Annotated in this window: 11 protein-coding genes; 3 read left to right on the forward strand and 8 right to left on the reverse strand. The window is 46.6% G+C overall.

Going from position 1 to position 11,738, the window contains the following annotated elements; all coding sequences use genetic code 11:
* Window positions 1–13: 13 nt before the first annotated feature.
* From NQ536_RS13220 to iorA, 6 genes are all read right to left on the reverse strand, one after another.
* On the reverse strand, window positions 14–1,270 hold the full coding sequence (locus NQ536_RS13220) for a diaminopimelate decarboxylase (RefSeq protein ID WP_004852560.1): 1,257 nt from the start codon (window positions 1,268–1,270) through the stop codon (window positions 14–16).
* Between the two features lie 29 nt (window positions 1,271–1,299).
* Window positions 1,300–2,934: a class I adenylate-forming enzyme family protein gene (locus NQ536_RS13225; RefSeq protein ID WP_004852562.1), complete on the reverse strand. Its 1,635-nt coding sequence runs from the start codon at window positions 2,932–2,934 to the stop codon at window positions 1,300–1,302.
* 283 nt (window positions 2,935–3,217) lie between these two features.
* Complete coding sequence (locus NQ536_RS13230) at window positions 3,218–3,934, reverse strand: prepilin peptidase (RefSeq protein WP_004852566.1); 717 nt, start codon at window positions 3,932–3,934, stop codon at window positions 3,218–3,220.
* A gap of 26 nt (window positions 3,935–3,960) precedes the next feature.
* On the reverse strand, window positions 3,961–5,202 hold the full coding sequence (locus NQ536_RS13235; protein ID WP_004852568.1) for a phenylacetate--CoA ligase family protein: 1,242 nt from the start codon (window positions 5,200–5,202) through the stop codon (window positions 3,961–3,963).
* A 42-nt stretch (window positions 5,203–5,244) separates the two neighbouring features.
* Complete coding sequence (locus NQ536_RS13240) at window positions 5,245–5,817, reverse strand: indolepyruvate oxidoreductase subunit beta (protein WP_004852570.1); 573 nt, start codon at window positions 5,815–5,817, stop codon at window positions 5,245–5,247.
* A complete protein-coding gene (iorA, locus tag NQ536_RS13245; protein WP_004852572.1) occupies window positions 5,810–7,603 on the reverse strand; it encodes an indolepyruvate ferredoxin oxidoreductase subunit alpha in 1,794 nt (597 codons plus the stop codon). The genes NQ536_RS13240 and iorA overlap by 8 nt, the downstream gene beginning before the upstream one ends.
* Before the next feature lie 202 nt (window positions 7,604–7,805).
* Here iorA and alr point away from each other — a divergent pair, with 202 nt between their 5' ends.
* From alr to NQ536_RS13260, 3 genes are all read left to right on the forward strand, one after another.
* Entirely contained in the window at window positions 7,806–8,939 is a 1,134-nt protein-coding gene (gene alr / locus NQ536_RS13250; protein ID WP_004852574.1) for an alanine racemase, read from the forward strand.
* 25 nt (window positions 8,940–8,964) lie between these two features.
* The gene (locus NQ536_RS13255) at window positions 8,965–9,405 is read left to right on the forward strand and encodes a helix-turn-helix domain-containing protein (protein WP_049937865.1); all 441 of its coding nucleotides are present in this window, start codon (window positions 8,965–8,967) and stop codon (window positions 9,403–9,405) included.
* Window positions 9,406–9,517: 112 nt separating this feature from the next.
* Complete coding sequence (locus NQ536_RS13260) at window positions 9,518–9,673, forward strand: hypothetical protein (RefSeq protein ID WP_004852580.1); 156 nt, start codon at window positions 9,518–9,520, stop codon at window positions 9,671–9,673.
* 213 nt (window positions 9,674–9,886) lie between these two features.
* Here the strand turns inward: NQ536_RS13260 and rsmI are convergent, their stop codons facing one another.
* Window positions 9,887–10,726, reverse strand: a complete 840-nt coding sequence (gene rsmI, locus NQ536_RS13265) for a 16S rRNA (cytidine(1402)-2'-O)-methyltransferase (RefSeq protein ID WP_004852582.1) — start codon at window positions 10,724–10,726, stop codon at window positions 9,887–9,889.
* Window positions 10,727–10,788: 62 nt separating this feature from the next.
* Window positions 10,789–11,727 (reverse strand): tRNA1(Val) (adenine(37)-N6)-methyltransferase, encoded by a 939-nt coding sequence (locus NQ536_RS13270; protein ID WP_408639983.1) that lies wholly within the window; start codon window positions 11,725–11,727, stop codon window positions 10,789–10,791.
* Between the last annotated feature and the right edge of the window lie 11 nt (window positions 11,728–11,738).

An 11,738-nucleotide genomic window follows, 5' to 3' on the forward strand; every position in this document is an offset into this window, starting at 1 on the left:
GCTTTTTTCTATCTTACAGCTCTACATCCCAGAAATCATTGATGGTTGCGAAGTAATCCTCCGGTGTCTCTGCACGGCGGATAAGCCTCCATGATCCGTCTGGTCTGAGCAGGACCTCTGCTGACTTAAGCTTTCCATTGTAATTGTATCCCATGGCAAATCCATGAGCTCCTGTATCGTGGATGACAAGGATATCTCCCATGTCGATCTTTGGAAGCATTCTGTCTATAGCGAACTTGTCATTGTTCTCACACAGTGAACCTGTCACATCATACTTGTGATCACATGGCTCATTCTCTTTGCCGAGAACTGTGATGTGGTGATATGCACCATACATAGCAGGTCTCATGAGGTTGACTGCACATGCGTCCACGCCAATGTACTCCTTGTGTGTGTGCTTCTCATGGATGGCTGTTGTAACCAGGTGTCCGTAAGGTGCCAGCATGAAACGTCCAAGCTCTGTGAAGATAGCTACATCACCCATGCCTGCTGGTACAAGCACTTCCTCATATACCTTTCTGACGCCCTCGCCGATGACCATGATGTCATTTGGCTCTTTATCCGGTGTATATGGAATTCCAACTCCGCCTGACAGGTTGATGAAGTCAAGCTTGACGCCTGTCTTCTCCTTGATCTCAACTGCTGTCTCGAATAGAATCTTGGCAAGTGTTGGATAGTATTCATTTGTCACCGTATTGCTGGCAAGGAAGGCATGCATTCCGAATCTCTTCACGCCCTTTGCCTTGAGGATCTTGTATGCCTCGATGATCTGATCCTTTGTCATACCATACTTTGCATCACCAGGGTTGTCCATGATGGTTGTTGATATAGAGAACTTTCCGCCCGGATTGAATCTGCAGCAGATCTTCTCTGGAATTCCTGCTGACTTCTCCAGGAAATCAATGTGTGTGAAATCGTCAAGATTGATGGTTGCGTTCAGCTTCTTTGCAAGCACGAATTCTTCGGCAGGGGTGTCATTGGACGAGAACATGATCTCATCGCCCTTAAATCCCATCTTGTCTGACATCATAAGCTCTGTCAGTGATGAACAGTCAGTTCCGCAGCCCTCTTCCTTGAGGATCTTGAGTATTGTTGGGTTTGGAGTAGCCTTTACAGCGAAATACTCCTTGAATCCTTTATTCCATGAAAACGCCTTGTAAAGCTTTCGCGCATTCTCTCTGATTCCTTTTTCATCGTAAATGTGAAATGGTGTAGGGATCTCCTTGATGATCTCCTCCGCCTTTGCCTTTGTAATAAATGGTGTCTTCATCTTTTTTCCTTTCTGTCCTTTCCTGCATACTATGCGTTGTTCTCCGCTGCGACAAGGTTCTCACTCTTGTGCATCCTACGGAGAAGTGGCTTTTCTATCTTACCTGTAGCATTTCTCGGAACGTGCTCAAATATGATCTTCCTTGGCCTCTTGTATCTTGGAAGTTCTTTACAGAACTCGTTGATCTCTTCCTCTGTGCAGGTCATGCCATCCTTTACCTCTATGATGGCCGCTGTGATCTCTCCGAGACGGGCATCTGCGATACCGATAACCGCAACGTCCTTGATCTTCTCGTATTTGCTGAGGAAGTTCTCTATCTGTACAGGGTAGATATTCTCTCCACCACTGATTATAACATCTTTCTTTCTATCTACAAGATAAATAAATCCATCTTCGTCCTGCATAGCCATATCTCCTGTGTACAGCCAGCCATCCTTCAGGCACTCCTCAGTCGCCTTTGGATTCTTGTAGTAGCAGGTCATGACACCAGGTCCCTTGAGGATAAGCTCGCCGACTGCGCCCTGCTCAACCTCTGTTCCGTCCTCATTCACGATCTTTGCCTGCCAGCCATAACCCGGCACGCCTATAGCTCCGACCTTATGTATGTTCTCTACTCCCAAATGTACAGCGCCCGGTCCGATGGACTCTGAAAGTCCATAGTTCGTATCGTACTGATGGTTAGGGAATATCTCTTTCCATTTTTTTATAAGGCTCTGTGGCACTGGCTGTGCTCCGATGTGCATCAGTCTCCACTGTGACAGCTCGTAATCCTCCAGATGTACATCGCCGTTCTCTATGGCGAGCAGTATATCCTGAGCCCATGGTACAAGAAGCCATACTATAGTACACTTCTCATCACTTACAGTCTGAAGTATAGTCTTTGCGCTTACTCCCTTGAGCAGAACTGCCTTGCCGCCCACTATCAGACTTCCAAACCAGTGCATCTTGGCACCCGTGTGGTACAGCGGTGGAATACACAGGAATACATCATCCTTTGTCTGTCCGTGATGTACATTCTCAACCTTTGCCGCATGCATCAGGCTCTCATGATTGTGAAGAATAGCCTTTGGAAATCCTGTTGTTCCAGATGAGAAATATATAGCCGCATCATCGCTGTCCTTGATGTCTCTCTTCTCGAATACACTTGAACAGTTGGATGTCAGCTTGTCATAATCCTCCGCAAATGTAGGGCAGTTACCGCCCACATAGAAGAGGATTCTCTTCTCAGCTATCTCGTCAACGACAGCCTCTATACGTCCGATGAACTCAGGACCAAATACAAGTACGTCGACATCCGCAAGCTCTACACAGTATTTGATCTCCTCCGCATCGTATCTGAAGTTGAACGGAACAACTATGGCTCCCGTCTTCAACACTCCGAAATATATTGGAAGCCACTCAAGGCAGTTCATCATGAGGATACCTACCTTATCTCCCTTCTGGATTCCACGTGATACCAGAAGATTGGCAAATCTGTTTGCCTTCTCGTTGAACACGCTCCATGTGATCTCTCTTCTGTACTGACATGTAGGATTCGACTCTATGAGTTCATACTCTCTCCATGTAACTCTTCTCGTCTCCTGCACATCAGGATTTATTTCTACCAAAGCGACATCATTTCCATATTCTCTGGCATTTCTCTCTAAGTAATCTGTGATTGGCATAACCGTAACTCCTAACCTCTCTTAATAATTGCTCTTATCTCTTTTTCAATTAAAAGCTTTAACGCGTTAAATTGCACGCTCTTTACAGTATATCCCTCACATGGAAAATATACAATAGGCAAATATACCTCTATATAAAACTATGAGAAACACGCTTCGCGAGTTTCTCAAGTTATCGCGGCAGTCGCCAAGGTCTCGTGCAAGCACGGACTTTGGCTCGTTGCTCGCGTAAATTAAATCAGCGATGAACACAAATTTTCGTGTTCACCGCCGATTTAGTTTTCTACGCATAAAATGATGCCTTGATTACATTGATATAACTGTTCATCATCTGTGATCCCACAAATGTCGCGATCATCAGTCCTACGCTGAGCGCAGGGCCAAATGCAAAATGCTCATCTTTGCCCTTCTTACGTCTTATCAGCAAGATAGCACCCTGGCATCCACCAATGATAAGTCCGATGAAGAACGCTATGACAGTAGCCTTCCAGCCAAGGAAGAATCCTGCGGCAAACATGAGCTTGATATCTCCGCCGCCAAAGCCATCCGGAATGACCAGAACAATCAGGAACAGCGGAAGACTCACACATATCATTCCTATGAGTCTGCTCACAAGTGAGAGATCTCCGCCCGTCAGTGAAAAGCCTCCTCTTGTGAATATGGATATAACTCCAAGCACCAGTATGCATACATTCAGCACAAATGGTATCTCCATGGTGTCAGCGTCTATAAACGTGATTATAGTCAGCAGTGCAAAGAACAGGAATACGGTGACCGCCTCAAGGCTCACACCAAACTGCCACACCATCAGCACTCCGAACACTCCGCCAAGTATCTGTATGAATAAGCATCTCGGAGAAAACTTCTCAAAACTCTTCGGCTTTCCCTTAAATATGTTCTCATTGTTCGGCAGCTTGAGTATGATCTCATTTGCCAGAGTGAAAAGCACCACCCCAAGTAAAAACGCAACTATACAAGCTGCTATATTGATTGAATTCATAAATATAAAATCCCTTCTAAAAATACCTACTGCTCACGATGGTCGATGACACGCTGCGTCTTCTTCTCACTTCTAGGCAGCGTTCCAACAGGGACAACAGTGATCTTCGGTGTAACTCCGATCCTTGACTTGAACAGATCTCTGATCTGACGTCCTGTCTGCTCAAAATCTACACGTCCCTCGGCCTCAACTGTAACCAGCATGATATCCTTATTGGCAGGCTCGTCATGGGCTATATTTATGGTGTACTCACTTGGGACTCCATCCACGAGTGCAAGCAGCTCCTCAACCTGACTTGGAAACATATTTACGCCGTGTACCTTGAACATATCGTCACTTCTACCCTTGATGATATCAAGTCTAGGATGCTTTCTTCCGCATGGACACTCACCCGGAATGATCCTTGATATATCGTGTGTCCTGAAACGGATGAGCGGAGCCCCCTCCTTAACCAGAGTAGTGATAACTATCTCTCCCTCCTCTCCGTCAGGGAGAGTCTTTCCGGTCTTCGGATCTATTATCTCTATATAAACATAATCATCCCAATAGTGCATTCCATTCTGGGCATCGCAGCTTATTCCGATACCAGGTCCATAGATCTCTGTAAGTCCATATATATCATACAGCTCTATTCCAAGCTTCTCTTTTATATACTTTCTCTTCTTCTCACTCCAGCGTTCTGAGCCAAATACGCCCTTCTTCAAATGTATCTTATCCTTAAGCCCTCTCTTATCTATCTCTTCGGCAAGAAGAAGTGCGTATGATGATGTTGCTGTGAGAACTGTACTTTCAAGATCGATCATCATCTGTAACTGTTTGTCAGTATTTCCAGGGCCCATAGGAATTACCATGGCACCAAGCTTCTCCGCGCCCGCCTGAAATCCTATTCCGGCTGTCCACAGACCATATCCCGGTGTGATATGTACTCGGTCTTTCTTTGTCACTCCGGCTGTCTCGTAGCATCTTGCGAACATGGTTGCCCAGTCATCGACATCCTTTGCTGTATAAGGTATGATAACCGGCTTTCCTGTTGTTCCTGAAGATGAATGGATACGTACCACTTCCTCATCCGGAACAGCCTGTATTCCAAGCGGATAAGCATTTCTCAGGTCGTCCTTGCTTGAAAACGGAAGCTCCTCAAATGCCTCCTGACTTGTCACATCTGTTATACCAAGCTCTCTGTACTTCTTACCATAATAGCTGTCAGTCTTTACAAGTCTCTTTATCTGAGCGTCCACCTGACTGAGCTGTGTGTCATTTAACTTCATAATTTTTACTCTCCTTTTTCCCTTCGGTCAGCCCATCGCCAACTACATCTTCATCGCATATTCAAATACTTTCTTGTTCACCTCTACAAACTTCGGATTCACTCCATTCTCAATAGCTGAAATAATATCCGCCTCGTCAAGTCCAAGTCTGCCGCTGGCAACTGCAACTCCAAGAAGTGCTATGTTGTAGAACTTTGCCGAACCAAATTCACGGCTTATCGCCGCGCCGTCCATGACTATACAATCGCATTTATCCTTCAGGTAGTCAAGCATCGGCTGTGCCTCGTAGCCTGAATTCATGAGCGAGTCAGTCGCCGGTTTCACCGGGACGTTGTTGGTGATGACGATTCCTCCCTTTTTCAGATAAGCTAGATTGCGCACCGCCTCTGCAGGCTCAAACGCAAGTATAATGTCAGCACCGCCCTGGGCTATGAGTGGTGAATACGCCTCACCGATCCTCACATGGCTCGTGACACTTCCGCCTCTCTGCGCCATACCTATGGTCTCCGCCGAATGTACCGTCTCGCCCTTTGCCATATACGCCGATGCGATGAGCTTGGACGCAAGAACCGTTCCCTGTCCGCCTACACCGCAGACCAGAATATCTTTATTCATTGCAAGCACCTCCTATCGCACCCACCGGACAGATCTGTGCGCACAGACCGCATCCCGTACACAGGCTTTCATCTATCGCCACCTTGCCATCCTTCAGGATGATCGCAGGGCAGCCTATCTCTCTGATACATTTCTTACACTGTATGCACTTTTCGGATATCTCCATCTTGCCGGACGGCTTGGTGATGGCTATACAAGGCGACTTGAAAATGATCGCCTTAACTCCCCTGATATCCGCGCACTCTTTGACTGCTGCCACGCTGGCCTCAAGATCAAGCGGATCAACCGTGACTATCTTCTTCACTCCGATTCCCTCAAGTACCTTCTGTATGCTCACCTTGTCCACGAACTGGCCCATCATATTGCGTCCTGTTCCCGGATGTGGCTGGTGTCCCGTCATTGCTGTGGTCGAGTTGTCGAGCACACACAGGATCATATTCGCATCATTGTAAACTGCATTTACCACTCCTGTCATACCCGATGCAAAGAATGTGGAATCTCCCACAAATGCAAAGCATACGCCGTCTTCATCCACCCAGTGGAAGCCCTGCGCCATGGTGATTCCGGCTCCCATGCACAGACAGGTATCCACCATGTCAAGCGGCATGGCATTTCCAAGTGTATAGCATCCGATATCTCCGCAGAAGTAGCTCTTTCTGCCAGCCATCGCTTTCTTTACCGCGTAAAATGACGCTCTGTGAGGGCATCCTGCACACAGCACCGGAGGTCTCACAGGAAGCTCTGGTGCATCTGACACATCCACCTGGGAAGTCTTCTCAAGGTCAAGGAAATCGCACAGGATATCCGCAGCCTTGTTGGTAGAAAGCTCTCCGCTCGCCGGCACATCCCCGGTCTGCTTTCCTCTGACATCTATATCCATATGATATTTGCCTGCAAGGCGTAATATCTGATTCTCTATGTATGGGCTGAGCTCCTCAAGACACATGACCTCCGTCACTCCGTCCAGCACATTCTTCACGAACTGTTCAGGGAACGGATGTGGAGTTGCTATACGAACCAGCTTCACATCAGGCACATTCTTAAGCGTCTCCTTTGCATAGCAGTAGCTGATTCCCGATGCGAATACCGCCTTGCTGCCGCTGCCCTCCACCGTGTTCATGGAGTAGCTGCCAAAGTCGTCCCCAATCTCTACATTTCTTTTTTCTATCATGGCATGATTGGCAAATGACAATCTCGGGAAGATGACCCATTTCTTTGAATCCTTTACAAATCCCTCATATTCCTTTGCCTTCCACTCGTCTTTTACCTCTATGGATGCGTATGCATGACACACTCTTGTTGTCGGTCTGAACAGAACCGGTGTCTTGTATTTCTCCGAGTAGTCAAATGCATCCTGTATCATCTGATATGCCTCCTCAGGAGTCGACGGGTCAAATACTGGGATCCTGCAGAAGTCTGCAAACATCCTTGTATCCTGCTCCGTCTGTGACGATATCGGTCCCGGATCGTCCGCAGACACGATAACCATTCCGCCCTTTATCCCGACATACGCCAGCGACATAAGCGGATCCGATGCCACATTGAGGCCCACCTGTTTCATGGTCACAAGTGTCCTCGCTCCACTGTATGATGCACTGGCGGCAACCTCCATAGCCGCTTTCTCATTTACCGACCACTCCACATGGACTCCGTCATGCGGGTATTTTGCTACTGTCTCCAGTATCTCCGAAGACGGGGTTCCCGGATATCCCGCCACAAGGTTCAGACCCGCCGCAAGTGCACCGAGGGCTATGGCCCCATTACCCATAACATATTCTTTTCTCATAACAATACTACCTTCCAAGTCATTTATAAATTCTCTTATATTTCGATATTATACCCTCCACGGCTTTCAATGACAACAAATATTCTGGGACAGCACCACTTTACTGTTATAAAGTGGTGCTGCCCCTTCAAATTCATACTCTTCTTTTTAACATGCATATGTGATACAATGTTTCTTGAATTTTTATAGAAGGAGAATAACCATGAACAACCGACCATTTGCCGGCAGAACTGCTGCCGTTATAGATCTGGCAAAGCTCAGGAGCAATATTGCCAACATAAAATCAAGACTGAAACCGGGTGTTGAATTTATCGCTGTCATGAAGGGCGATGGATATCGCCACGGTATTGCAGGACTTTACCCGACTCTTAAAGAGTGTGGCATAGACAGCTACGCCGTCGCCATCTGGGAAGAGGGAAAGATGCTCAGGGACGCAGGGGCCACAGAGTCTATACTTATCCTTGGCGATACAGCGGATGACATGCTGGACGAGGCCGCAAAGTACGACCTTGATCTCACTGTCTTTTCAATGGAGGGTGCTGAGAACATGGCTGCCGCTGCAAGAAGAGCCGGCAAGAAACAGAATGTCCAGATAAAGCTAAACACCGGTATGAACCGAATAGGATTCCCGGTATGTCAGGAATCATTTGACACTATAAAGAAGATCTGTGAGATGGAGGACCTGAACGTAACAGGTATATTTACACATTTTGCAAGGGCAGATGAGGGGGATCACACAAGTGCAAGAAAGCAGCTTGATCTATATCTCCACGCCGTAAATGAACTTGAGAAGATGGGGGTTGTCATACCAAAGCACCACGTAGCCAACAGCCCTGCCATACTGATGCTTCCTGAAGCACAGCTCGACGCAGTCAGATGCGGTGATATCCTCTATGGTCTTACTCCTTCTGATGATTTTGACTGGAAGAATTCAGGACTTCAGGAGATCCTCAGCTGGTACACATACGTTGCCATGGTGAAGGAGGTCCCTGCCGGATCCGAGGTTGGATACGGCGGAACATTTGTCACCGAAAGACCTACAAAGATCGCAACACTTCCGGTTGGTTTTGCGGACGGCTACAGCCGTTACCTGTCCAACAAGGGCAAGGTCATCATTAACGGTCACGAGGCACCGATCATCGGGCGCGTATGTATGGATCAGTGCATGGCGGACATCACAGACATCCCGGATGTACAACGCGGCGACACCGTAACCCTACTCGGCGAGGGCATGTCCATCGAGGACATGGCAAATATGCTTGATACCAATGTGGATGTGATCGTGTGCAACATATCGGTAAGGGTTCCGAGGGTGTATATAAATGGGGATATCTGATCGGCAGCGCCACGGAGGAGAAGGTATGACTTTTGGAGAACGATTGTATGAATTGCGAAATAAAAATAATCTATCCCAGGAAGAGCTTGCGGAGGTTTTAGATGTGTCCCGGCAATCGATTTCCAAATGGGAAAATGATAAGGCATATCCTGAGATGACAAGGCTGCTGTTTATGAGTGATTATTTTGATGTCTCATTAGATTATCTGATGAGAGGAATTAAAAAAGAAAATAATGAAGAAAAAGTAACTGCAGACGATGCGGACAAAATTTCAAATGATAAATACAAAACAAAAAACATCCTGCTAGTATGGAATAATTTTCTGTCCAATTTATCCCCAAATCAAAAGACATTATTTATGTTGCTGTATATCTTGATTATCTGCTCATTAGTCGCACTCATTGTAAGTGTAATATATCTCGGTGGCTACGAAATAGGAAAATTCATCGGATATCTGACAAAATGACCTGAAATAGCGTGCTGCAACCACAAGTTTACACAAGTGCAACCATATATTTATGGTCTGTTTGTGCTATAAATGCTACCTTTTAATTACAAAATTTATTAGGAGGCTGCTTATGAAAACGAACGGAAATGATTTCAAGAATTGGATGAATCACGGAACCCAAATCCAGATATTGCTAAGAAGGATAATGATTATAGGCCTGATCGCACTTATGATATACGGCACAGGTTATGCTATTGGAACATTTATTGCACACCTTGGGTTTTAAAGGTGGGGATATGGGATATGTTATTTCCATCATGTCTATTATTATCTCCATCATTTATTGATAAAATGATGGAGATAAATCTGAAATGAAGAGGATTTTTAAAAAGCAAAAAGTGTCAGATACATATAAACATTTGTTCATCCGCACCTGACACTAATTAAGATTCTAATTATACCAACATCCACTGCAACAGACAAAATGAAACAAGGCTCCCTATTTCATCACCGCATTATACACATCCCTCTTAGGGACTCCGCGGTCAACTGCCGCCTGCTTGATCGCATCTTTCTTGGACATGCCCTGATCAACGTACATCTGGACATGTTCCTCCACAGACATAGCCTCAAACGAACTCTTCTTCTCCTCCTCAAGCTTCTTTACATCAAGTCCCTCTATCACGAGAACGAATTCTCCTCTTGGATCTTCCTCCTCGTAGCGGGCTATAGCCTGAGAGAGCATCATAGGCTCTATCGTCTCATGCTTCTTGGTGATCTCTCTGGCAAGTGTTATATGCCTGTCACCGAGAGTCTCCATGAGTTCCGCCAAAGTCTTCTTCAGCTTGTGAGGAGCCTCATACATCACCATGGTCCTAGTCTCACGCTTCATCTCCTCGAGAACCCTCGCCCTGTCCTTCTTGTCATATGGAAGAAATGCCTCAAATGCAAATCTTCTTGTCGAAAGCCCCGAGCTTATGAGTGCCGATATACATGCACAGGCACCTGGAACAGGCGTAACTTCAAGTCCGGCATCAAGAGCCTGTCTCACAAGCTCCTCCCCGGGATCAGATATACCTGGAGTTCCCGCATCGGTTATGACTGCCACATTCTGTCCCTGCTGCATCTTCTCAACGAGAACCTTCGCCTTGTCGTATTTGTTGTATTCATGATAACTCGTCATCGGGGTCTTGATCTCAAAATGATTGAGCAGCTTGATACTGTTTCTTGTATCCTCCGCCGCTATCACATCCACCTCTTCAAGAACCCTGACGGCCCTGTATGTCATATCCTCAAGATTGCCTATAGGTGTCGCCACCAAGTATAACTTTCCTGCCATATATATCCTCTCTTCTGCTGAACATCTGAGTATTGAAAATCATAGATATCTTATGCGACCTCTTATCTCTTTGCCGTACCCTCATACGTCGCAAGCAACTGCTCCGTATACACCCCCGGAGCTTTGTATACTATCATAGGCGGATCGATCTTGATCATGGAATTGCCGCCCTTCACAGCCTCCACTATGACCATGTTCGGCTCCTTGTCTATGTAAGGATGTACAAGCTGCATCCTCTTTGGCTCAAGCCTGTGCTCATGCAGACATTCAAATATCTCAGCCAGTCTGAACGGCTTATGTATCATATAAAAGCTTCCGCCGGGTTTAAGGGCATGCTCTGCCGCTGCCACCACCTGCTCCAGCGTCACATGCACCTCATGTCTCGCTATGTTCTTCGGAGCATCCGGATTCTCCAGACCGTGACTGCCCTTTATGTATGGCGGATTTGAGGTCACTATGTCAAAGGAGGCCTTCTTGTAGTTACAAGAGACCTCCTTTATATCTCCGTTATCTATTCGCACTAAACCGTCAAGCCCATTGAGGCTCACACTCCTTGCCGCCATATCCGCACATGCAGGCTGAAGCTCTATACCTATAAACCGTGCTCCATCTGCCATTTTACCGCTAGGTTGCTGAGTCGCCCCTACATCCGAATTAGTAACTCCATCTACGGCAATACAATCATGTGAGGATCTATAATCATCGGCATTCAAACCAGCAAGTCTCTCCTCTCTGGTAAGAGCTTCATCCCCATACTCCTTTGCAGCAAGAAGTATAGGTATGATACCTGTTCCCGTTCCGAGATCCAGATATCTGCCACCGCGCTTAAATCTCACATAGTTTGCCAGCAGCACAGCATCCATCCCAAAGCAGAACATTCCGCTGTTCTGTATGATCTGGTAACCTTTGCACTGAAGGTCATCTATCCTCTCGCAAGATTTAATCTCCACCGTGGATCCGCCCACCACTTCGGACCGGGCCTGTACAGCCTGACTCTCTATCGTTTTATCAT

Origin of the sequence: Coprococcus eutactus, from assembly GCF_025149915.1 — a bacterium.
In the GTDB taxonomy this organism is placed as follows: domain Bacteria; phylum Bacillota; class Clostridia; order Lachnospirales; family Lachnospiraceae; genus Coprococcus; species Coprococcus eutactus.